Genomic DNA, 21,066 nt, shown 5'->3' on the forward strand with positions numbered 1-21,066 from the left:
TCCTGAACCGGGTTGGGACGGTTCAGGACGCCTTCTCGGCCGGGACATTCGCGCCATTGCGCTTGCGCGCGGCGACGTCCAGGGCGGCCAGGTAGCCGAAGGTGATGGCGGGGCCGATGGTCGCGCCGGGCCCGGCGTAGGTGTGGCCCATGACCGGCGAGGAGGTATTGCCCGCCGCGTACAGCCCCTCGATGACGGTCCCGTCCTCGCGCAGCACCCGCGCGTCGTTGTCGGTGACCAGACCGCCCTTGGTGCCCAGGTCGCCGGGGACCATCTTGACCGCGTAGAACGGCCCGACCTCGAGCTTGTTCAGGCACGGGTTCGGCTTGATGGTCGGGTCGCCGTAGTAGCGGTCGTAGGCGCTGTCGCCACGGTGGTAGTCGAGGTCCTTGCCTGTCTCGACGAAGCCGTTGAACCGCTCGATGGTGGCGGCCAACTGGTCCGCGGGCACCCCGATCTTCTCGGCCAATTCGGCCACCGTGGGTGCGACGACGATCAGGTCGTTTTCCATCCAGCGGGACGGAATCCGCTGGCCAGGCTGCAATCCGGCGAAGATGTAGCGGGACCGGTAGCGGTGGTCGAAGACCAGCCAGCACGGCACGTTCTCGCCCGGGCCCTCACCCTGCCCGTATTCGCCGCCGTACATGGTGTGCACTGCCTCGACGTAAGGAGCGGACTCATTACCGAATCGCCGACCTTGCGCATTGATCATGATGCTGCCGGGCAGGTTTCGCTCCGCGAGGCAGAACCAGGGCTTGCCTTCACCACGGAAGGTGGTCGGCCCCCACCAGGCGTCGTCCATGAACGCGATATCGCCGCCCGCCTCGATGCCCGCCCGAATGCCGTCGCCGGTATTGGCGGCCGCGCCGGTGGTCCACTCGGTGGTGATGGGCTCACGCTGGTACTTGTGCCGCATGTCGGCGTTGTGCTCGAAGCCGCCGCTGGCCAGGATGACGCCGTAGCGGGCGGTGAAGCGCACCGCTTCGCCGTTCTGCTCGGCGTCGACGCCGGTGACCACACCGTTCTCGATCACCAGTCCGGTGAGCGGAGTGTTCAGCAGCACCGGAACATTCGCGTCGAGCAGGCCCTTGCGCAGACCCGCGATGATGGCCTGGCCCATGCCGACCAGCGCCTTGCCGGTGACCTTGCCCCACGCCCAGCGGGTGCCAACCCGCAGCACGCGCGCGATGCCGCTCGGGTGGCGGCGAATCAGATTGAGCCGCTTGTAATCCGCCTGCATGACCACCACGTTCAGCGGAGCCTTGCTGTAGGCGGGCTCCAGCTTGAACCGCTCGTCACCGAGGATCTTGAGGTTGAACGGCTTGGGCTCGCAGCTGCGGCCGTCCGCCTTGCCGCCCGGTGCTTCGGGGTAGTAGTCGGAGTAGCCCGGCACCCAGGTCATCTTCAGCGCGGAGTGGTCGAGCACGAAGTCGAAGGCTTCCGCACCCCGATCGATGTAGGTGTCGATCTTCTCCTTGGGCACCACGTCGCCGATGATGCTGTACAGGTAGGTCCGCGCCTCGTCGAGGTCATCGCCCCGGCCTGCGGCCTTCAACACTTTGTTTCCGGGAATCCAGACGCCACCGCCCGATCGCGCGGTAGAACCGCCGTAATGAGCGGCCTTTTCGATGAGCACCGTGCGCAGACCGTGGTGCGCAGCGGTGAGGGCGGCGGACATACCGGCGGCACCGCTGCCGACCACCACCACGTCGTAATCCCGATCAGTCATGTAGAACACGTTATAGAATCAATCCTGGTTTGGTCTATGTTGGTCTGGCAGATGGGACTGCCGAAGCGACGTTCTTCACAAAAACTCGTTTCAATTTCTAGTCTCGTTACCGGAAGGCCACCGGCCGGTACCCCCAATGGAAGGAACACAGCGTGCTGACCGACGCGCTACGCAAGGAACTGGCCGACGAGCTCGCCGCGGCGGAGCGGACCCGGGTGCCCATCGATCCGCTGGTCGCGCGGTATCCCGAGATCGACGTGGTGGACGCCTACGAGATCCAGCTCATCAATATGCGGCAGCGCTTCGACGGCGGCGCCAAGGTCGTGGGCCACAAGGTGGGGCTGTCCTCCAAGGCCATGCAGCAGATGATGGGCGTGGACGAGCCGGACTACGGGCATCTGCTCGCGGAAATGGAAGTGTTCGAGGACGTTCCGGTCGACACCGCCAAGTACCTGTACCCGCGCGTGGAGGTCGAGGTCGGTTTCATTCTGGGCGCGGATCTGCCCGGGGAGGACTGCACCGAGGAGGATGTCCGCAAGGCCACCGTCGCCTACGCGCCCTCCATCGAGCTCATCGACACCCGCATCAAGGACTGGAAGATCGCGCTCTGCGACACCATCGCCGACAACGCGTCCTCCGCCGGATACGTGCTGGGCAAGCAGCGCGTATCGCCGGATCAGTTGGATATCAAGAACATCGACGCCGTGCTGACCCGTAACGGCGAGGTCATCGCCGAGGGTCGCTCCGACGCCGTGCTGGGCGATCCGACCATCGCCGTCGCCTGGCTGGCGCGCAAGGTCGCCTCCTTCGGTGTCCGTTTGAAGGCGGGCGACATCGTGCTGCCCGGCTCCTGCACCCGTGCCATCGACGCCCGACCGGGCGACGAGTTCATCGCCGAGTTCGCCGGACTCGGTTCCGTCCATTTGGCTTTCGCGTAGACCTGATCGAAACGAGTAGGAGAACCCCGTGACTGCAAGCAAAGTCACCGCCGCGATCGTCGGGTCCGGCAATATCAGCACCGATCTGCTCTACAAGCTGCTGCGTTCGGACAAGATCGAGCCGCGCTGGATGATCGGCATCGACCCGGATTCCGAGGGTTTGAAGCGGGCTCGCGGCCTGGGCCTGGAGACCTCCGCCGAGGGCGCGGACTGGCTGCTGGCGCTGCCGGAGAAGCCGGACCTGCTGTTCGAGGCCACCTCCGCGTACGTGCACCGGGCCTACGCGCCGAAGTACGCCGAGGCGGGCATTCGCGCCATCGACCTCACCCCCGCCGCCGTCGGACCGGCCGTGATTCCGCCGGTCAACCTGGACACGCTGCGGGACGAGATGAACGTCAACATGATCACCTGCGGTGGGCAGGCGACGATTCCCATGGTGCACGCGGTGTCTCGCGTTGTGCCGGTGGAATACGCCGAGATCGTGGCGTCGGTGTCGTCCGTGTCGGCCGGTCCCGGTACCCGCGCGAACATCGACGAGTTCACCAAGACCACCTCGGCCGGTGTCGAGACCATCGGTGGGGCCAAGCGCGGCAAGGCGATCATCATCCTGAACCCGGCCGAGCCGCCGATGATCATGCGCGACACCATCTTCTGCGCGATTCCCGAAGACGCCGACCACGACGCCATCACCGAGTCGGTGCACCGGATGGAGAAGGCCATTCAGGAGTACGTGCCCGGGTACCGGTTGCTCAACGAGCCGCAGTTCGACGAGCCGTCGCTGGTTTCCGGTGGCATGGCGAAGGTTTCGATCTTCGTCGAGGTCGAGGGCGCGGGCGACTTCCTGCCGCCGTACTCGGGCAATCTCGACATCATGACCGCGGCCGCCACCCAGGTGGGCACTGTGCTGGCCGACCAGATCCTCTCGGCTCGGGTGTAAGGAGTTCCGACAGTGAGCAATTCGAACATTCTCAAGCCGTTCTCCGCGGATCTCGACGTGCGGGTCACCGACACCAGCCTGCGCGACGGCTCGCACCACAAGCGCCACCAGTTCACCGTGCAGGAAGTGCGCGACATCGTCGGCGCTCTGGACGCTGCGGGCGTGCCGGTCCTCGAGGTCACCCACGGTGACGGACTCGGCGGTTCCTCGTTCAACTACGGTTTCTCGAAAACCCCTGAGCAGGAACTGATCAAGGCCGCCGCCGAGACCGCCAAGCGGGCCAAGATCGCCTTCCTCATGCTGCCGGGCGTGGGCGTCAAGGAAGACATCAAGATCTCGCAGGACAATGGCGCGAGCATCTGCCGCATCGCCACTCACTGCACCGAGGCCGACGTCTCCATCCAGCACTTCAACATGGCCCGCGATCTCGGCCTCGAGACCGTCGGCTTCTTGATGATGGCCCACTCCACCACCCCGGAGAACCTGGCCAAGCAGGGTCGCATCATGGCCGACGCGGGCTGCCAGTGTGTCTACGTCGTCGACTCCGCGGGTGCGCTTGTGCTGGACCAGGTGACGGACCGCGTCTCTGCGCTGGTCGCCGAACTCGGCGACGACGCGCAGGTCGGCTTCCACGGCCACGAGAACCTCGGCCTCGCCGTCGCCAACTCCGTCTACGCGGTGCGCGCGGGCGCGACCCAAATCGATGGCAGCGCACGCCGTTTCGGCGCGGGCGCGGGCAACCTCCCCGTCGAGGCCTTCATCGGCGTCTGCGACAAGCTCGGCATCAAGACCGGCGTCGACTTCTTCGCCGTGACGGATGCCGCCGAAGATGTTGTCCGCCCGGCCATGCCGAGCGAATGCCTCCTCGACCGCCAGGCCCTCATGATGGGCTACGCGGGCGTCTACTCCTCCTTCCTCCGCCACGCCGAACGCCAAGCCGAACGCTACGGCGTCTCCGCCGCCGAAATGCTCGTCCGAGCAGGCCAACGCAAGCTGGTCGGCGGCCAGGAAGACCAACTCATCGACATCGCCCTCGAACTCCAGCGCGAAAAGGAAAAGTCCGCCGCCAACGCCTGACCCACCTCCCCCACCTTGGGCCGCAGTCGAACTCGACTGCGGCCCAGTCTCATTCCAAGATCAGGGAGCACCCACGGAGGCGAACCGGACAAATTCACACAGCGAATGCTCCCTGATCTTGTTGATGTGTGCGATGTCGGAGGGGTGGGGGATGATCTGCGGGTATGGGGGAAATTGCGGGGCCCTTTGTGGGGTCGTGGGCGGTGGCGGCGGGGCTCGTGACGGCGTGGGCGTTGCGGGGTGGGAGGTATGTGCGGGTGCTGCCGGACGTGTACGTGGTGCGCGGGAGTGAGTTCGGGGCGCGGGAGCGGGCGCTGGCGGCGGGTTGCTGGGCCAAGAAGCGGGGCGTGCTCGTGGGGGTTTCCGCCATGGCGATGTTCGGGAGTCCGTATGCGGACGAGTGGCTTCCGGCGGAGATCGCATTGCGCAGTTCACGGCATGCGCCGGACGGGGTGCGAGTGGTGCGCGATCGGATCACCGACGACGAGTGCTGCCTGATAGACGGATTCTGGGTCACCACTCCGATCCGAACCGCATACGACATCGCCCGCCGTTACCCACGCGACGCGGCAGTGCCACTGCTCGATTCACACTGCGCGACAACGGGAATCCGCCCCGGGGAAGTGCTGGAGTTCGCCGCTGGGCGGGCGGGTGAGCGCGGCATCGCACAGCTGCGCGCCACCCTGTCACTCGTCGACCCGGGGTCGGCGTCCCCCCAGGAATCGCGGACCCGCCTGCTGTTGATCGACGGTGGCTTCCCCCCACCCCAGACCCAGATCGTAGTCCGCGATGAACGCGGGAACTTCGTAGCGCGAGTGGATATGGGCTACCGCGAATGGCGCATCGCCATCGAATACGACGGCGCCCAGCACTGGACCGACCCAAAACAGCGCGCCCGCGACATCGACCGCCTCGCCGCCCTCGAGTCCCTCGACTGGATCGTCATCCGACTCACCGCCGCCCACCTCCGCACCCACCCCACCCTCATCCTCACCCGTCTCCAGAGTGCCTTCACCTCCCGAGGAATCAAGATCGGGGAGCTGTCAGCGTGAGAAATCGGACAGATCTCCGCAGTGGGAGCTCCCTGATCTTGTTGTGGCGTGGGTGGTGTAGAGGAGGGCGGCTATGAGGTCTTCTCGGGTGAGGGCGGGGCAGTCGGTGAGGAGTTCGGAGGGGGTGATGCCGCTGCGGAGGAGGTCGACTATGAGGGAGACGGGGTAGTTGGTGCCCTGGATGACGGGGGCTCCCTGGCAGGTTGCGGGGTCGAGGGTGATGCGGTGGAGGAAGGCCATGGAGGCAACGGTAGGGGTGGGAGGTAATCGAACTCTGAGGTAGGAGTTGCCCGGGTCTGTGAGGTGGAGGACTGGGCGGTCGGACTTGTTGGCGGGGCGGTTGCCGGGGTGTGGCAGAGTCGGGGCATGGGCGACATCGTGATGTACGGGGCGGACTGGTGTGGGGACTGCCGACGGGCGAAGGTGTGGTTTCGGGAGAACGGGGTGGCGTTCACCGAGGTGGATGTCGAGCGGGATGAGGCGGCTCGGGAGCGGGCCATCGAGTTCGCGGGCGGGCGGAAGAACATTCCGGTGATCGTGCTGCCGGATGGGCGGGTGCTCATCGAGCCGACCAATGCGGAGCTGGCCGCCGCCCTGAAGGACTGAGACACTCAGACCCGCACCGGCCCTCAGACCCGCACCGAGACCCTCCCCCGGTTCTCGCGCGCGTACTGCCCGGGCGACTGCCCCTTCCACGCCCGAAACGCCGAGGTGAACGCGGAGACACTGGCGTACCCCAGGCGAATCGCGGCCTGTTCCACCGTCATTCCGGCCACCAGGAGTTCCTCCGCGAGCAGACCCACTGTCTCCGTGGAGAGTTCACGGAACGTGGTCCCCTCATCGGCGAGCCGACGGCGCAGGGTCCGCACGCTGACGTCCAATTCGGCCGCTATGCGTGTTTGGTCGGCTATGCCGCCGCGGGAGATCAGCAACTGACGCACCTGGCCGCTGATGCCCTGACGGCGCTTGCGGCGCTGCATGAGCTCGGCGCACTGCTGTTCGTAGAACCGCGCGGTGGCCGTATTCGCTTGGGGCAGTTGCAGATGCTGAATACTGGACGGTCCGGTCACCACCGAGCGCGGGGCATTGAAGACGACCTCCTCGACCCCGAGCATGGCCCCGAACATCTCGTAGACCGGATGCGGCGGGAAGGCCACGGCCACCCGGGTGATGGGCGGGCGCATGGGCATGACGTCCTGCTGAATGGTCCAGATGGCGGCCACATCCCGCTCGACCGCGAACCGCCGCACCTCGGGCGGCACCCCGCTGTCATCGCGCACGATCGACACGTCGTCGCCGGTGATGACCAGCTGGTGGCGGGCCACGGTGAAGGACAGATCGGCGTAGCGCAGCGCGAGGTCGACCGCGTCGCGCACCGTCGGACAGCTCATGAGCGCGAAGCCGAGCACCCCGAGACTCGGTGGGTGGCACAGCAATCCGGCCATAAGCCCCATACCGGGCTCGTCCCCGACCCCGGACACGACATTGCGCATCAGGGCCAACTCCTGCGCGAGGGTGATCTCGGCGGTGGAGTCCAACAGGTCGCGTTCCCGAATGCCGGTGTCGCGCAAGAGATCGGGCATACCGAGGCCGCGAGCCACCGCGAACTCGACGAGAAGTGCCGCGCTGGTGATGGAGCGCAGTTGAGCCTGACCGTCCGTCACATCGAAATGGTCGCAAACTTTCAGCGTGCCAGGGGGCGGAACGAGCGGGGAAGTTGCTGAAAGCGGCCGAAATTCGATTGTTTCTGACCCAGGACGAGCTGGAGGCGTAACGTCTTCGGACATACGGTGAATATCTAGCTAACCAACTGAACAACTAGCTGACTACAACCGATAGACATGGAGAAGGTGAGCCAATGGCCGCCTGGCAAGTGTTCACGGCAACTCTCGCAACGCTCGTGATCATGACGATTGCCATCATGAGCCTGCACCACCCCCAGCGGGACCCGGACAGACTCTCCGTAGACCGGATCCGCGACCGAATCAACAAGGAGCACAGCGCATCAGCGCCGACGGGCACCGACCCGTCCTCCTGGTCCCACCTCGCCCCCGACCACCCGCTCGGCCTCCAGGAAGCCCACCGCACCATGCAGCAGCATCGCCGCTGTCCGGTAGCGGAATGTGCGCGCAAGGCCGCGGCGTTCCGGGCGCTCATCGACGCGGGTCGCATCAAGCCGACCCGCATGCCACCCGCCCTCCAGTAACCAACCGGACCCCCGTTGGTGCTGACCTGGAAAACGTGCCCGTCGCGGTGCATGGCCGCGGCATCCACGGTCAGCACCAACGGGCTTGCCACCACCGTGTCAGCCGCTCGCCCGCTCGTCGGTCAGGCCGCGAACCAGCAAGGCGTACAACAGGATCACGGTGAACGGCGCGAGGATCGGCACCCACGTCAAACCGGTGGGCAGTACGGTGGCCGCCCCGGCGGCGACGGTGAACACCACCGCGCCCGCCACCGACGGCACCGTGGTGGGCACCACGCCCACGGGCGCCGACACCGTGGCCGTATTCAGCAGGTACGTGGTTGCCACCAACCCGATTCCCCCGGCGACCAGCGCCCCGGTGCCGACCCAGGCCACCGCACCCATGGCCGCGAGTACGGCCAGCACCGCGGCCACCCGCCAGCGCCACCCGGCCACGGCCAGCGCGACCACCGGAATCGCCGCCCAGGGCAGGACGATCGCCACCGCGGCCGCGAGCAGCAATCCGGACAAAACAGCCAGGAATTTGGTCATCGGCGTACCCGAACCGTGCGGCGGTGCTCCGGCAGCAGCTTCATGACCTGATCGAGCCGGGTGCCCTCGGGCCAGGACACGATATCGACGCCGACGGTGCCCATATCGCGGTACATGGAGGTCCGCTCGAGCTGCCACATGCGCGCCAGCGTCGAATCGAGGTCACCGTGGAAGGGCGGCCCGCGCAGGACGTCGACCACCACCACGACGTGCCCGCGTTTGCGCAGATCGATGAGGGCGAGGGCGAACTGGGTGTCGAGCAGCGTGGAGAACGCGATGACCACCGCGCCGATGGGGACCGCGGCGTGCGGTGCCAGCGTGCCCTGGGTGAGGATGTGCTCGTCGCCCACGTCGAGGACCGTGTCCACGATCCGGTAGAACTGGCGGCGGCCGATATCCGGGCGCAGCCAGCGCGGATTGCGGCCGAGGCAGACCACGGCGGTGCGATCACCGGCCTGCAGCGCCGACTGCGCGACCTGCGCCGCGCCGCGCACCGACAACTCGAGCGAATCGGAGGCGGGCCCCGGCGCCTGCAGCGAAGTGTCCACCAGCACAACCACATCCGCGGCCCGGTTGGTGAATCGCTCGGTCACGAAGAGCTGTCCGCGCCGCGCACTCACCGGCCAGTTCACCGTGCGCAGTTGATCGCCGGGGGTATAGGCGCGAATGTCGGCGTATTCGACACCCGGCCCGTGCCTGCGGGTCAGATGGGTACCCATGCGCTCGGGAAGTTCGGTGCGCGGCAACCGCATTCGCTGCGGATCAGTGATCGGATAGACGTACACCTCACCGGCGGGCAGCCGCACCGAGGCGACCGCCAGCCCCGCGGGACTCAGCGCCGACACGCGCATCGGCACCGGATACCGCCCCCACCGGGGTGCCGACAGCGCCAATCGCAATCCGGCCGGTGCGGGCCCGGAGTCCACCGCCTCCTCGACGTGCACCTCCATGCTCCGCATGGGTTCGGGATGCAGCCGCAGCAGCGCGTGCCCGGTCTCCACGAACGCGGCCGCGGTCAGCACCACCTCCTCGGTCTCGAAGCAGCGCAGCACCCCCGCCCCGTCCACCTGAATCCTGGTGCGCGACTGCTGCAATGGCGCGGTCGCCAGCACCCCGAGCATGGGCGCGGCGAACACCACCAACTGCCACTTCCCCAACACGATCGCCAATACCAGCGCCGGTGCGGACACCGCGGCCAGCATGAACACCAATGGCGCTGGCTGCCAACGCAATTCGGCCTCGACGGTGGAGCTGGTATCGCGATGCTTCATACGAACCTCAGGCCGGGGTGGCGCGCGGCACCGGCAGGCGGCGCAGCAGCTCGGCGATGACGTCCTCACCGCGAATGCGGCGCACCCACATTTCCGGGCGCAGCGTGATGCGGTGGGCCATGGCCGGGATGGCCAGGGCCTTCACGTCCTCGGGGACGACGTAGTCGCGACCGTTGAGAAGCGCACGGGCACGGGCCATTTGGACCAGATCGAGCTCGGCGCGCGGACTCGCGCCGACCTCCACCTGAGGGTGGCCTCGGGTGGCGGCGGCGAGGGAGACGACGTAGCCGACCACATCGGGGTGCACGGTCACGTATTCGACCGACTGCCGCATCTCCAACAGTCCGTCGGCATCGACGACCTGGGTGATCTGGGCCGGTTGGGATCCGCGTTCCAGGCGGCGGCGGATCATGTTCATCTCGTCGTTCTCCGACAGGTAGCCCAGCCGCAGCTGCATGGCGAAGCGGTCGAGCTGGGCCTCGGGCAGCGGGTAGGTGCCCTCGTACTCGATCGGATTGTCGGTGGCGAAGACGATGAAAGGGTCTGGCAGCGGGAAGGTTTCGCCGTCGATCGAGACCTGCCCCTCGGCCATGGCCTCCAGCAGGGCGGCCTGGGTCTTGGGTGGGGTGCGGTTGACCTCGTCGGCCAGCAGCATATTGGTGAACACCGGGCCGCGCCGGAAACTGAAACGGCCCGAATGCATGTCGTAGATGGTGGAGCCGATGAGGTCGGCGGGCAACAGGTCCGGGGTGAACTGCACGCGCGTGAAGTTCAGTCCGAGCGCCGACGCGAACGACCGCGCGATGAGCGTCTTGCCCAGTCCGGGCAGGTCCTCGATCAGGATGTGGCCGCCGGACAGCACCGCGATCATGATCAGCTGCAGCTCATCCCGCTTGCCGACCACCACCCGGGCTACTTCGCGCAGCACGGCGTCGGTGCGCTTGATGGTCACGTCCATCGGTGATGTCATCGCAGGTCTCGCATCTCATCTCACATGTTCTGTAACCGGCGCAGGATCTCGTCGAGCGCCGCGCGCCCGGGCGCCCGATTGGCCTGATCGCGCAGCGCCGAATTGGCCGGGTCCACCCAGCGCCACAGCTCGGGCCCGAACTGCAGCTGTCCGGCCGCCTCGAGCGCACGCCGGTTCTTGGCCATGCGGTGTCCGCTGGTCAGCTCGAATTCCTTGGCCAGCAGGGGCCGCAGGTGCCGATCCCAGTCGGCGCGCGTGCCCTCGGACCGATCGGCCAGCATCTGGGCGCGCGCCTGCCAGCGGCGCAGCATCTCGGCCGGGCCATTGTCGATATCGTTGTCGTCCGGATCGGGCGGGGCCAGTCGTCGCGACCGCTCCACCAGCGACCACACCAGCAACCCGAGCGCCCCCGCCACGGGAATCCCGGTGACGGCCAGCAGGGCCTCGCGCTGATTGCCGAAGGAGACCATCTCGAACAGCGCGGCCAAGGCCAGCGCGCCCACCACGATGGCGATCCGATTCATGGCCGACCCCCCATCCGGTGCCACGGGATCCGCTCTGCGACAGGACTATTCATGCTGCCTGCCCCTGCAGATCAGCCAATACGATACGCAGCAGCTGCTCGGCCCGCATCCGCTGCCACTCCAGCATGGAATGCGGACTGAACCGCGCCTCCTCGAACAGCGCCACCAGTTCCCGCGCCGAGGCATCGTGCAGAAAGCCGCGATCGAAGGCGCGCGCCAAGACTTCCGAGGGTGTGTCCGAGGCCAGCGGCGCGACCTCCCGTGCCGTCGCCAAACCGCGCTCCATGGCGACGTAGCAGGCGATGATGGCCGTGCGCGGATCCTGCCCCGGCGCGATCATGGCCGCCAGACCCATTTCCGCCACCTTGGCCAGCGACACCGCCTCGGCGGGCGTGGGCTGCGGCAGCGGGGTGCGCTGCAGCGACGGCGCCCGATTCGAACTCACCGCCACCACGACCAGCCCGACCATGGCGATCAGCACCAGCACGCCCGCCGCGATGCCGACCAGCAGCAGCGCGGTGCCCGACAGGGGCGGGGAGGACACCGTATCCGAGGGTGGCGCAACGGTTTCCGGTGGCGGCGCGGTCCCGCTGGGCGCGACGGTCGGCCGCTCGCCCACCTCGCTCTGGCGCGCGGGCGTCACCAGGTACACCGACACCACCGCGGTCACGATCAGTGCCAGACCCGCGATACCGGCCAGCACCAGCAGCCCGATCCGCCGCAATCCCAGTCCGCGCAGGGCATTCTCGCGGTCGGGTTCGGGCATGGCCAGCGGCAGCCGGTGCTGGCTGTTGATCACCCCCGCCACCAGGATCACCATCGACACCAGCAACAGCACGGGCATCAGGGCCAGCGAGACGGCCGAGGAGGGATGGGGCGCGGAGGGTCCGCCGGTCCCCGGCAGGTATCCGCGCAGTGCGACGACAGCCAGCATCACGAGCCCGATCAATGCGATCGCGCGCGCTGCCACCGTCCCCACCCCAGTCACGAACACTCCTAACCAGAGTCCAGCCGAAAACAGGGCAATGGTTACATGCCGAGTGGTCCGTCAGGACCAAAATCGAGAACCCCGCCTCACATACCCGACCCACATAAATCCCCCACCAGCACCCCGGCCCCCACCACCCCCGAAAACCCAGGTCACCCCGCCCAATTCATCCCATCCCCGAGATCACCACGCAACCCCACTTATCACCATCCCCGCACGATGCCGCCGCCCCACCACCCCGCCCAAACAAGATCAAGGAGCGCTGAGCGTGGCGGATACGCCCAATTCCCGCGCTGACAGCTCCCTGATCTTGTTACGGCACATACATTTCGGGCCGGAGCACCCCCAGCCGGGCGTAAGCCCGTCTCTTTCTCTAGGCACGCCGAATCCACGAGCGATACGAGAGCAAATACCGGGGACGCGTCCCTACCCCACCAGAGGGATCAAGCCGTACGCCGCACCCGGGCCCGCAGTCGGGTCAGCGGCGACGGCGTGGCCAGTTCCCGCGCCACCACAGCCGGTGCGGGATGTTGGGTCACGGCCGGAGCGCCCATCCGCCCCGCCGCAGTCCGCGGCTCCACCAGCCGACCCATCGCCCGGAAATCCCACCCGGCCGCCAGCCACGGCTCCGGGTCGAGGGTGTTCCGCGCGTCGATGATGACCCGTCCGCGAGCCACCGTCCGCAGGAAAACCGGGTCCAATTCCCGGAATTCGCGCCACTCGGTCAGATGCAGCACCACATCCGCCTCGTGCAGCGCCGCGGCCGCCGTGGCCGCGAACACCAGTTCCGGTGCCACATTCCGCGCCGGAATCGTTGCGGCAGGGTCGAATACGGTGACATCCACCCCGGCGGCATGCAGCCGCCGCGCCACATCCAAGGCCGGTGAGTCCCGGACGTCATCGGACAGCGGTTTGAAGGCCGCGCCCAGGATGCCGACCCGCCCCGACGGCCGCCGCCCACCCCCGAGCAGCGCCAGCGTCTCCGCCACCACCCGCTCCCGCCGCCGCACATTGATCGCGTCGATGTCCCGCAGGAACTCCACCGACTCCCCGGCCCCGAGTTCGGTGGCCCGGGCGATCAAGGCCCGCACATCCTTCGGCAGACACCCGCCCCCGTAACCCAGTCCGGCCCCGAGGAACTTGCGCCCGATCCGATCGTCGTGCCCGAGCGCATCGGCCAGCAGCGTCACATCCGCACCGGTGAGATCACACAGTTCGGCCATCGCGTTGATGAACGAAATCTTGGTCGCCAGAAAGGCATTCGCCGACACCTTGATCAGCTCGGCGGTCGGCATATTGGTGATCACCACCGGCGAGCCCGCCGCGATCGGCGTCGCGTACACCTGCCGCAGCGCCCATTCCGCGTCCGGCGTGGTCACCCCGAACACCAGCCGATTCGGGTGCAACGTGTCGTACACCGCGTGGCCTTCCCGTAGGAATTCCGGATTCCACGCCAGATCGACCGAAATCCCTTCCGGCGCGAGCTCGGCGATGCGCGCGGTGAGCGCCTCGGCGGTGCCGACCGGCACCGTGGACTTGCCGACGATCAGACAGTTGCGCGTCAGATGCGGCACCAGCCCGTCCAGCGCCGAGTACAGCTGCGAAAGGTCCGCCGCCCCGTTCACCCCGGGCGGCGTTCCGACACACAGGAAATGCACATCCGCGAACTCGGCCGCCTCGACCAGCGAGGTCCCGAACCGCAGCCGTCCGCCCGCGACATGCCCGGCCAGCAGTTCCGGCAGTCCGGGCTCGTGGAAGGGCACGGTGCCCATGGACAGCGCCGCGGCCTTGGCCGGGTTGTTGTCCACGCCGAGCACCTCGAAGCCGAGTTCGGCCATGCCCGCGGCATGGGTGGCACCCAGATATCCGGTGCCGATGACGGAGATACGGAGCATCAGGATGCCTCCTTGGTGGCCGGGATCTCGCCAGGGCGCGAATCCGGTTGCAGGCGTTCCGCGATCACCTCGCGGTAGTGACGAATGAGCAGGTCGTTGACCGCCGCCCAGGATCGGTCGCGCACGCTGCGCACCGCGGCGGCCGCGGTCTGCTCGTGCAGCGCCGGATCCGCGAGCAGGCGGCGCACCAGGTCGGTCATGGCCTCGGCATCGCCGGGCGGGTAGAGGAATCCGGCCCCGGGGGTGATCACGTCGATGGGGCCGCCCGCCTTGGGCGCGACCACGGGCACCCCGGAGGCCAGCGCCTCCTGCGCGGCCTGGCAATAGGTTTCGTGACGGCCGGTGTGCACGAAGACATCCAGCGAGGCGTAGGCCGCCGCGAGTTCCTCACCGTGCAGGACACCGAGGAATTCCGCCTCCGGCAACAGCTTTCGCAGGCGCTTCTCCTCGGGCCCACCGCCCACGATGACCAGCTTCACGCCCTCGAGCACGCGCAGGTGCGCGAGCAACTCGAGCTCCTTCTCCGGAGCGAGTCGCCCGATGTAACCGATCAGCGCTTCCCCATTGGGGGCCAGGCGCTTTCGGAGTTCTTCCGAGCGCCGGAACGGCCCGAACTGCTGCAGGTCCACCCCGCGCGGCCAGCGTCCGAGCCCGGGGACGCCCATCAGCTCGAGCTGGCGCAGGCTGGCGGTGGAGGGTGCGAGGGTGCGATCCACGCGCAGGTGAATGCGCCGGGTCAGCGCGGTCATGGCGCGGACGCCACCGGGTAGGTCGTAGCGCAGGGCGAAACCCACCAGATCGGTCTGATAGATGGCCACGGTCGGCACGCCGAGCTCGTTCGCGACCTTGGCCGCCTGATAGCCGAGGGTGGCCGGGGAGGCGATGTGCACGACATCGGGCTGGAATTCGCGCATGATCTTGCGCAGCCGCCGCCGCGTCTCGAGGCCGATCCGGAAATCCCGGTAGAACGGCAGCCGCGCGCCGCGGACCACGTGCACGCGAAAGCCCGCGTACTTCTCGGGCCCGGTGGGCGCGACCAGGGTGGCCTCGTGGCCCTTGGCGGCCAGGTGATCGAGTACCCGTCGTACGGAGTTGGTGACGCCGTTGACCTGGGGAAGGAAGGACTCGGCGACGACCAGCACCCGCAGACGGGCACTGTTCCGGTTGTGGGGGCTACTGGGTATCCTCGGGTTCCGCGGCGCGGAATCCTTTGCCTGCTCGCGGATTCGCATCGGTCCCCTCCGGTTCGGTGCAGCTCCTGACGCCACGGTAGGAAGCGGCCCGCAACGCAAGACCCCCTGCGTATTGACGGCAGTTGAACCGTGCCTGTCGATCAAGTCGGCCAGTTCACCGGGTTTTCGCCGAACGGCTATCGCGCCTCGAGTTTGGCGGGTTTCGACAGCTCACCGAGCCTGCTGAGGGTGCGGTAGAGATCGGGAACCCGCCGGATCTCGCCGCCCAACTGGGCCAGCGGAACCTCGGCGTAGACCGACAGTTCCAGATCGGCGTCATAGAGCACGTCGACCAGATTCACGAAACGCATGACCCAGTCCGGCGGGACCGTGCCCATGGGCGGCACGCCGCACACCACCCAGCGGCGGATCTCCGCGGTGAGAGCCAGAAAGTCGGCCGCCGAGACCGGGGTGCCGCACAATTCGGTGAAATCGACGGTCAGTTCCCCGTTCTCGAGGGCTCGCGCGCGCAGCTGCCGATGCGCCACGGGGATCTCCACGGCACCGCTCACCCCGCACGAGCCGACCACGTAGTGCCCGGCCGCGAATCCGGTGTGCCGTCCGCCCAGCGAGCGGTAGTCGGTCGGCCCGTTCACCGACACCACCTCGAGGTGTTCGAGGATTCGGTCGATGGTCGGCACGAACATGTGGTGCATATAGGGGTTCGGCAACAGACCCTGCGGCGGGTAGTTCGAGGTCACCACCAGCGTGATGCGCCGGGCGAAGAGGGTCTCCAGCAGCCGGGAGACGAGCCGCGCGTCACCCGAGTCGTGCACGTGGAATTCGTCGAAGCAGAGCAGATCCACACCGGTCAGCAGGGCGTCCACCGAGGCGTCGATGGTGCCGTACTCGTGAATGCCCGCATTCAGGCGCGCGAAGAAGGCGTGGAAATGGTAGCGGCGCTTGCGGTCCGAGGGCACCGCGTCGAAGAAGCGGTTCATGAGCATGGTCTTGCCACGGCCCGGGCCGCCGTACAGGTACAGCCCGCGCGGGCCCTTGCGCCCGATCGAGATTCGCGACCGCTTGCCGACCCGCTCGGCAATGGCCGCCAGTCGGTCGGCGGCGACCCGCTGATCCGCGTCGAGCACGATCTCGGGAGTTTCCATGACCCTCCTCCTTCCTCTACTTCCGTAGAGCGTCCTCTATAGTTGTAGAGGATCGGGCCGTCGCAGAGGAGCAAAGGTGACCACTTCCACATCCGACCGGCGCGGCCTCATCGTGGACAGCGCCATCGATCTCATTGCCGCCCAGGGACTTCGGTCGCTCACCCACCGCGCCCTGGACACCGCGCTGGAGCTGCCCGCCGGATCGACGTCGTACTACTTCCGCACCAGGCGCGCCCTGATCGAGGGCATGGTGGATCGCATCGCGACCCGCTCCCGCACCGACTTCGAGGCGCGGCCGCCGGAAATGAACGAGCGGGACCCGGACCGGCTGGCGCGCGGCATCGCGGGCTGGCTGGATCGCCTACTGGCGCACCGCCGCAACGACCTGATCGCCCGGCACGCGCTCATCATCGAATTGCTCGGCGACACGGAGCTGCACGCGAAGCTCGTGGGCTGCCTGTTCTCACACCGGCACGCCACGGGACTGTTCGAAACCCTCGGCGCGCCCGACCCGGCGACCGCCGCCGCCGATTTCATCGCGGTCATCGAGGGTTTGGTCTTCGACCGCTTCGCTGGTGCCCGGAAGCGAATCAAGCCGGGCACCGCGAAGAGCGTGGATCAACTGGCGACCGTACTGGCCGCCCAGCTGCGAAGCATCACTTAGAGCGGATGCGAATATCCCAGAAGCGCATATTCGGCCACGGCGGCTGCTTGATCACGGCGATCGTGCCGAGCGTCGCCGCGATCAGTCCGGTGAGCACGCCGACCAAGGCGATCCTCGAGGCATCCACCGCCGCTTCCCACTTGACCTCCCCGCCGTGCACGACGAAAACCCCGACCGGGCGCGAACCCCGCCAGGGATTCACCGCCGCGACGGTAATGATCGTGGTCCCCTCGGACGTCTGATGTGGCTCCCCGTAGACCAGCGTGCTCCCCATCGCCGGTAGTTCGTTCAGCCGATCTCGCAAGGTCATCGCGACCCCTTTCCCCACAAAGGCAGTGCGCCCAATCTACGCCGGTGCCCGCGACAGCCGCTGAATCTTGCTCGGCCGCACGGGTTCCGGAATAAGTGGACACAATGCCCGGTTATCTCGAGACATGATCCCTTCCGACAAGATCGGCATTGTCTTCGGCAGCCTGACCCCACCCGAACAGTTGCGCGCGGGCGCGGCTTTGGCCGAACGTCTCGGCCTCGGCGAGCTCTGGTTCTCCGAGGACTGCTTCTTCACCGGTGGCCTCTCCGGCCTCACCCAACTCCTGGCCGCGACCCGCGAGATCCCTGCCGGACTCGGCCTGGCCAGCATCGCGACCAGGCATCCGGCGGTCCTGGCCATGGAATTCGCGGGCCTGGCGCGCACCTATCCGGGCCGCGTGCGCGCGGGCATCGGCCTGGGCAATCGCGGCTGGCTCGAACAGATGGGATTGCTGCCGCGGCGACCGCTGACCGCCCTCGACGAGACCACCGACATCCTGCGCGAACTGCTCTCCGGCGCGACCGTCGACCGCAAGACCGACACGCAGACGCTGTCCGATATCCGGCTGAGCTTCCCGCCGGATACGCCACCGGAACTGTGGATCGGCGCGGTCAATGAGCGCGGCCTGCGCCTGGCGGGCGAAAAGGCCGACGGCGTCCTGCTTTCCGTGCTCGCCGGTACGGCCTACCTGCGGTGGGTGCGTGCGCTGCTGCCCCGGCACGCCAAGGTCACGGCCTTCGTGCTCACCGCCATCGACGAGGACGAGCGGATCGCACGGGACGCGGTACGCGATGCCGTCGCCATGTTCCTGCAGGCCGAATCGGCATCGGCCCTGGTCGGAAAATCACCGTACGCCAAGGAAATCCGCACCGCCGTGGCCGAACTCGCACCCTCCGAACAGCTCACGGTGCCGGACGCCTGGATCGACGAATTCGCGGTGGCCGGAACCCCGGACCAGGTCCGCGCCCGGCTCGGGGGACTCCTCGACGCCGGTGCGAATTCCCTGGGCCTGTGGCTGTTTCCACCCGATCGACTCGAGACTCAGCTGGTTCGCCTGGCCTCGGAGGTCCTCGACACCGGTCAGTCGGCGGTGAGCACCAGACCCGAGGTCGGGACACCGGTTCCGGCGGTGACCACGATGCGCTCCAACCCGTCCACCTGATTCACCGAGGTACCGCGAATCTGGCGCACGCCCTCGGCGATGCCGTTCATGCCGTGAATGTAGGCCTCGCCGAGCTGGCCGCCGTGGGTGTTGAGCGGGAGCCGACCGCCGATCTCGATCGCTCCGTCGGCGATGAAGTCCTTGGCCTCGCCGCGCCCGCAGAAGCCGAGCTCCTCGAGCTGCATGAGCACGAACGGGGTGAAGTGGTCGTAGAGGATTCCGGCCTGCATGTCCTCCGGCCGCAGCCCGGACTGCGCCCACAGCTGGTCACCGACCAGGCCCATTTCCGGTAGGCCGGTCATGCCGTCGCGGTAGTAGCTGGTCATGACGTACTGGTCGGCCCCGGAACCCTGGGCGGCACCGGCGATCAGCGCGGGCTTGTTGGGCAGATCCTTGGCCCGCTCGGCACTGGTGACGACAATGGCCACGCCGCCGTCGGTCTCCTGGCAGCAGTCCAGCAGGTGCAGCGGTTCCGCGATCCAGCGCGACGCCTGGTGCTCCTCGAGGGTGATCGGCTTGCCGTAGAAGTGCGCCGCCGGATTCACGGCCGCGTGCTTGCGGTCGGCGACGGCCACCCGACCGAAATCCTCACTGCGCGCGCCGTATACGTGCATGTACCGGCGCGCCACCATGGCCACTTGCGCGGCCGGGGTACCCAGGCCGTGCGTATAGGAGAACGCGTTGTCCACGCCGGAGGAGCTCGGGTTGCCGGTCGCGAGGTGAGTCGCGAACTGCCCGAAGCGGTTTCCCGAACGCTCGTTGAAGGCGCGGTAGGCCACCACGACATCGGCGATACCGGTCGCCACCGCCATGGCGGCGTGCTGCACGGTCGCGGCGGCCGCGCCACCGCCGAAGGGGATATTGCTGAAGAACTTCAGCGACGGGATACCGGTGGCGCGCGCCACGGCGGCCTGGGTATTGGTGTCCATGGTGAAGGTCGTCAGACCGTCCACGTCGGCGGGCGTGAGGCCCGCGTCGGCGAGGGCGGCGGTGACGGCCTCCGCGGCCAGCCGCAGCTCGCTGCGGCCGGAGTCCTTGGAGAAGTCGGTCGCGCCGATGCCGACGATCGCCGCTTTACGGCTCAGCTCGCTCACTTCGACTCCTCCAGGGAGATAACGGCTTTGGCCGTGATGTGGTCGCCCAGCGAATCCTTGCCGACCACATCGATGGTCACCTCCGCACCGTCCACGGCGGAGACGGTGCCGGACAGGGTGAGGGTGTCACCCGCGTACAGCGGCACGCCCAGGCGCAGTGCGATGGACTTGACCCGGGCGCTCGGCCCCGCCCAGTCCGTCACAAACCGCTGCACCAGACCGGTGTCGGTGAGGATATTGACGAAGATGTCCTTGGATCCGCGTTCGACCGCCTTGTCGCGGTCGTGGTGCACGTCCTGGAAGTCCCGGGTGGCCAGGGCCGTCGAGATGATGAAGGTGGCGTCGGCGTGAATCACCAACTCCGGCAACGTGGTTCCGACCTCGACGGTCGAGAGTTCGACGGTCGTCATTTCACGGCCTTCCAGTAGGGCACGGTGTTCTCGTCGTCGAGCTTCAGGAAGCCGACCTCGACGGGCAGGCCGATCTCGACCTCGGCCGGGTCGATGCCGGTCAGCTCGCCGAGCATGCGGACGCCTTCCTCCAGCTCGACCAGGGCGATCACGTACGGCAGCTGCCGTCCCGGCACCCGCGGCGCGTGATGCACGACGAAGCTGAAAACGGTGCCCTTACCGGAGGCCACGACGTAATCGGTCTGCTCGCTGTGGTGCTTCCAGATCGCCGGAACCGGCGGGTGCTGGAGCGAGCCGTCGGGCCGCCGCTGAATGCGCAGCTCGCCGAGTTTCACTCCGTCCCAGAAGAATTCGGTGTCCTTGGAGACCGTCGGGCGCACCCGCTTGGCCAGATCCTCGGCGGACACTTCGCCGGATTCCTTGGGAGCGGCCGCCTTTCCGGTGCCCGGCACGAACTTCAGCATGCGGAACTTCATCTCGGTGACCAGCTCGTCACCGACGTACCAGTTGGTGAGGTAGGTGGTGAACCAGCCGTCGCCGAGCCCGGTCTTCTTGGGCCCCACGATGTCGCCGATGCTGGTGCGCACCGTCACCTGCTCGCCGAGCTCGAGGTACCGGTGGTAGACCTGCTCGCAGTTGGTGGCGACCACCGAGGTGAACCCGGCCGCGTCGAACAGCTCGTTGGTCCGCGTCATCGGGTCGTCGTCGGCGCGAATTCCGCCCAGCCCCAACATGGTCCACACCTGCGCCATGGCGGGCGGGGCCACGATGCCGGGATGCCCGGCGGCCTTGGCGGCGGCCTCGTCCACGTAGATCGGATTGGTGTCGCCCAGGGCCTCGACCCAGTTGTTGATCATGGGCTGATTGATCGGATCCCGCCCCGCGCGCGGCGCGGACTCACCGTCGGCCTTGATCTTCTCCAGGCCCGCGCGGATCTCGTCGGCCGTGAAACTCTTTGTCACGCTCGGTA

23 protein-coding genes are annotated in these 21,066 nt (G+C 67.6%); 8 read left to right on the plus strand and 15 right to left on the minus strand.

Annotation, left to right across the window (positions count from 1 at the left end; genetic code table 11):
• Window positions 1-22: 22 nt before the first annotated feature.
• Entirely contained in the window at window positions 23-1,729 is a 1,707-nt protein-coding gene (gene kstD / locus VMT40_RS03650; protein ID WP_326356532.1) for a 3-oxosteroid 1-dehydrogenase, read from the minus strand.
• A 152-nt stretch (window positions 1,730-1,881) separates the two neighbouring features.
• Between kstD and VMT40_RS03655 the strand changes: the two genes are divergently transcribed.
• The 4 genes from VMT40_RS03655 to VMT40_RS03670 all read left to right on the plus strand — a co-directional run bounded on the left by VMT40_RS03655 (window position 1,882) and on the right by VMT40_RS03670 (window position 5,733).
• Complete coding sequence (locus VMT40_RS03655; protein ID WP_326309911.1) at window positions 1,882-2,667, plus strand: 2-keto-4-pentenoate hydratase; 786 nt, start codon at window positions 1,882-1,884, stop codon at window positions 2,665-2,667.
• 28 nt (window positions 2,668-2,695) lie between these two features.
• Complete coding sequence (locus VMT40_RS03660; protein WP_326356533.1) at window positions 2,696-3,604, plus strand: acetaldehyde dehydrogenase (acetylating); 909 nt, start codon at window positions 2,696-2,698, stop codon at window positions 3,602-3,604.
• Window positions 3,605-3,616: 12 nt separating this feature from the next.
• Window positions 3,617-4,681, plus strand: a complete 1,065-nt coding sequence (gene dmpG / locus VMT40_RS03665; RefSeq protein WP_326356534.1) for a 4-hydroxy-2-oxovalerate aldolase — start codon at window positions 3,617-3,619, stop codon at window positions 4,679-4,681.
• A gap of 164 nt (window positions 4,682-4,845) precedes the next feature.
• Window positions 4,846-5,733 (plus strand): endonuclease domain-containing protein, encoded by an 888-nt coding sequence (locus VMT40_RS03670; protein ID WP_326356535.1) that lies wholly within the window; start codon window positions 4,846-4,848, stop codon window positions 5,731-5,733.
• On the opposite strand, the gene VMT40_RS03675 is transcribed toward VMT40_RS03670, so the two are convergent.
• A complete protein-coding gene (locus VMT40_RS03675) occupies window positions 5,725-5,973 on the minus strand; it encodes a DUF433 domain-containing protein (RefSeq protein WP_326356536.1) in 249 nt (82 codons plus the stop codon). The genes VMT40_RS03670 and VMT40_RS03675 overlap by 9 nt on opposite strands.
• Window positions 5,974-6,099: 126 nt before the next feature.
• On the opposite strand from VMT40_RS03675, the gene VMT40_RS03680 reads away from it, so the two are divergent.
• A complete protein-coding gene (locus VMT40_RS03680; protein ID WP_326356537.1) occupies window positions 6,100-6,339 on the plus strand; it encodes a glutaredoxin family protein in 240 nt (79 codons plus the stop codon).
• A 23-nt stretch (window positions 6,340-6,362) separates the two neighbouring features.
• Here VMT40_RS03680 and VMT40_RS03685 read toward each other — a convergent pair whose 3' ends face one another.
• The gene (locus tag VMT40_RS03685; protein ID WP_326356538.1) at window positions 6,363-7,397 is read right to left on the minus strand and encodes an AraC family transcriptional regulator; all 1,035 of its coding nucleotides are present in this window, start codon (window positions 7,395-7,397) and stop codon (window positions 6,363-6,365) included.
• A 242-nt stretch (window positions 7,398-7,639) separates the two neighbouring features.
• On the opposite strand from VMT40_RS03685, the gene VMT40_RS03690 reads away from it, so the two are divergent.
• Window positions 7,640-7,939, plus strand: coding sequence for a hypothetical protein (locus tag VMT40_RS03690; RefSeq protein WP_326356539.1), 300 nt, complete (start codon window positions 7,640-7,642; stop codon window positions 7,937-7,939).
• 99 nt (window positions 7,940-8,038) lie between these two features.
• Here VMT40_RS03690 and VMT40_RS03695 read toward each other — a convergent pair whose 3' ends face one another.
• The 8 genes from VMT40_RS03695 to zapE all read right to left on the minus strand — a co-directional run bounded on the left by VMT40_RS03695 (window position 8,039) and on the right by zapE (window position 16,456).
• Complete coding sequence (locus VMT40_RS03695; protein WP_326356540.1) at window positions 8,039-8,470, minus strand: hypothetical protein; 432 nt, start codon at window positions 8,468-8,470, stop codon at window positions 8,039-8,041.
• On the minus strand, window positions 8,467-9,741 hold the full coding sequence (locus VMT40_RS03700) for a DUF58 domain-containing protein (RefSeq protein ID WP_326356541.1): 1,275 nt from the start codon (window positions 9,739-9,741) through the stop codon (window positions 8,467-8,469). The genes VMT40_RS03695 and VMT40_RS03700 overlap by 4 nt, the downstream gene beginning before the upstream one ends.
• 7 nt (window positions 9,742-9,748) lie before the next feature.
• Window positions 9,749-10,711: an AAA family ATPase gene (locus tag VMT40_RS03705; protein WP_326356542.1), complete on the minus strand. Its 963-nt coding sequence runs from the start codon at window positions 10,709-10,711 to the stop codon at window positions 9,749-9,751.
• Window positions 10,712-10,731: 20 nt separating this feature from the next.
• Window positions 10,732-11,235, minus strand: a complete 504-nt coding sequence (locus VMT40_RS03710; RefSeq protein ID WP_326356543.1) for a hypothetical protein — start codon at window positions 11,233-11,235, stop codon at window positions 10,732-10,734.
• Window positions 11,236-11,284: 49 nt separating this feature from the next.
• On the minus strand, window positions 11,285-12,223 hold the full coding sequence (locus VMT40_RS03715; RefSeq protein WP_326356544.1) for a DUF4129 domain-containing protein: 939 nt from the start codon (window positions 12,221-12,223) through the stop codon (window positions 11,285-11,287).
• A gap of 443 nt (window positions 12,224-12,666) precedes the next feature.
• A complete protein-coding gene (locus tag VMT40_RS03720; protein ID WP_326356545.1) occupies window positions 12,667-14,118 on the minus strand; it encodes a UDP-glucose dehydrogenase family protein in 1,452 nt (483 codons plus the stop codon).
• A complete protein-coding gene (locus VMT40_RS03725; protein WP_326357180.1) occupies window positions 14,118-15,266 on the minus strand; it encodes a glycosyltransferase family 4 protein in 1,149 nt (382 codons plus the stop codon). Before VMT40_RS03725 ends, VMT40_RS03720 begins: the two co-directional genes overlap by 1 nt.
• Window positions 15,267-15,487: 221 nt before the next feature.
• On the minus strand, window positions 15,488-16,456 hold the full coding sequence (zapE, locus tag VMT40_RS03730; RefSeq protein ID WP_326356546.1) for a cell division protein ZapE: 969 nt from the start codon (window positions 16,454-16,456) through the stop codon (window positions 15,488-15,490).
• 76 nt (window positions 16,457-16,532) lie between these two features.
• Between zapE and VMT40_RS03735 the strand changes: the two genes are divergently transcribed.
• On the plus strand, window positions 16,533-17,120 hold the full coding sequence (locus tag VMT40_RS03735; RefSeq protein WP_326356547.1) for a TetR/AcrR family transcriptional regulator: 588 nt from the start codon (window positions 16,533-16,535) through the stop codon (window positions 17,118-17,120).
• On the opposite strand, the gene VMT40_RS03740 is transcribed toward VMT40_RS03735, so the two are convergent.
• Window positions 17,113-17,430, minus strand: a complete 318-nt coding sequence (locus VMT40_RS03740; RefSeq protein WP_326356548.1) for a hypothetical protein — start codon at window positions 17,428-17,430, stop codon at window positions 17,113-17,115. The genes VMT40_RS03735 and VMT40_RS03740 overlap by 8 nt on opposite strands.
• 124 nt (window positions 17,431-17,554) lie before the next feature.
• Between VMT40_RS03740 and VMT40_RS03745 the strand changes: the two genes are divergently transcribed.
• Window positions 17,555-18,592, plus strand: coding sequence for an LLM class flavin-dependent oxidoreductase (locus VMT40_RS03745; protein WP_326356549.1), 1,038 nt, complete (start codon window positions 17,555-17,557; stop codon window positions 18,590-18,592).
• On the opposite strand, the gene VMT40_RS03750 is transcribed toward VMT40_RS03745, so the two are convergent.
• Genes VMT40_RS03750 through VMT40_RS03760 form a run of 3 tightly spaced genes read right to left on the minus strand, consistent with a single transcriptional unit; the run spans window position 18,511 to window position 21,058 of the window.
• Window positions 18,511-19,686, minus strand: a complete 1,176-nt coding sequence (locus VMT40_RS03750) for a lipid-transfer protein (protein ID WP_326356550.1) — start codon at window positions 19,684-19,686, stop codon at window positions 18,511-18,513. The genes VMT40_RS03745 and VMT40_RS03750 overlap by 82 nt on opposite strands.
• Window positions 19,683-20,096, minus strand: a complete 414-nt coding sequence (locus tag VMT40_RS03755; RefSeq protein ID WP_326356551.1) for a MaoC family dehydratase — start codon at window positions 20,094-20,096, stop codon at window positions 19,683-19,685. Before VMT40_RS03755 ends, VMT40_RS03750 begins: the two co-directional genes overlap by 4 nt.
• Window positions 20,093-21,058, minus strand: coding sequence for a bifunctional MaoC family dehydratase N-terminal/OB-fold nucleic acid binding domain-containing protein (locus tag VMT40_RS03760; RefSeq protein WP_326356552.1), 966 nt, complete (start codon window positions 21,056-21,058; stop codon window positions 20,093-20,095). Before VMT40_RS03760 ends, VMT40_RS03755 begins: the two co-directional genes overlap by 4 nt.
• Window positions 21,059-21,066 lie beyond the last annotated feature (8 nt).

Origin of the sequence: Nocardia sp. CDC160 (genome assembly GCF_035818795.1) — a bacterium.
Taxonomy (GTDB): Bacteria; Actinomycetota; Actinomycetes; order Mycobacteriales; family Mycobacteriaceae; genus Nocardia.

Excerpts from the sequence above, each read along its gene's own strand:
- kstD (WP_326356532.1), bottom strand. The coding sequence starts at position 1,729 with ATGACTGATCGGGATTACGACGTGGTGGTGGTCGGCAGCGGTGCCGCC.
- VMT40_RS03670 (WP_326356535.1), top strand. The coding sequence starts at position 4,846 with ATGGGGGAAATTGCGGGGCCCTTTGTGGGGTCGTGGGCGGTGGCGGCG.
- VMT40_RS03675 (WP_326356536.1), bottom strand. The coding sequence starts at position 5,973 with ATGGCCTTCCTCCACCGCATCACCCTCGACCCCGCAACCTGCCAGGGA.
- VMT40_RS03680 (WP_326356537.1), top strand. The coding sequence starts at position 6,100 with ATGGGCGACATCGTGATGTACGGGGCGGACTGGTGTGGGGACTGCCGA.
- VMT40_RS03690 (WP_326356539.1), top strand. The coding sequence starts at position 7,640 with ATGACGATTGCCATCATGAGCCTGCACCACCCCCAGCGGGACCCGGAC.
- VMT40_RS03695 (WP_326356540.1), bottom strand. The coding sequence starts at position 8,470 with ATGACCAAATTCCTGGCTGTTTTGTCCGGATTGCTGCTCGCGGCCGCG.
- VMT40_RS03700 (WP_326356541.1), bottom strand. The coding sequence starts at position 9,741 with ATGAAGCATCGCGATACCAGCTCCACCGTCGAGGCCGAATTGCGTTGG.
- VMT40_RS03705 (WP_326356542.1), bottom strand. The coding sequence starts at position 10,711 with ATGACATCACCGATGGACGTGACCATCAAGCGCACCGACGCCGTGCTG.
- VMT40_RS03710 (WP_326356543.1), bottom strand. The coding sequence starts at position 11,235 with ATGAATCGGATCGCCATCGTGGTGGGCGCGCTGGCCTTGGCCGCGCTG.
- VMT40_RS03720 (WP_326356545.1), bottom strand. The coding sequence starts at position 14,118 with ATGCTCCGTATCTCCGTCATCGGCACCGGATATCTGGGTGCCACCCAT.
- zapE (WP_326356546.1), bottom strand. The coding sequence starts at position 16,456 with ATGGAAACTCCCGAGATCGTGCTCGACGCGGATCAGCGGGTCGCCGCC.
- VMT40_RS03740 (WP_326356548.1), bottom strand. The coding sequence starts at position 17,430 with ATGACCTTGCGAGATCGGCTGAACGAACTACCGGCGATGGGGAGCACG.
- VMT40_RS03745 (WP_326356549.1), top strand. The coding sequence starts at position 17,555 with ATGATCCCTTCCGACAAGATCGGCATTGTCTTCGGCAGCCTGACCCCA.
- VMT40_RS03755 (WP_326356551.1), bottom strand. The coding sequence starts at position 20,096 with ATGACGACCGTCGAACTCTCGACCGTCGAGGTCGGAACCACGTTGCCG.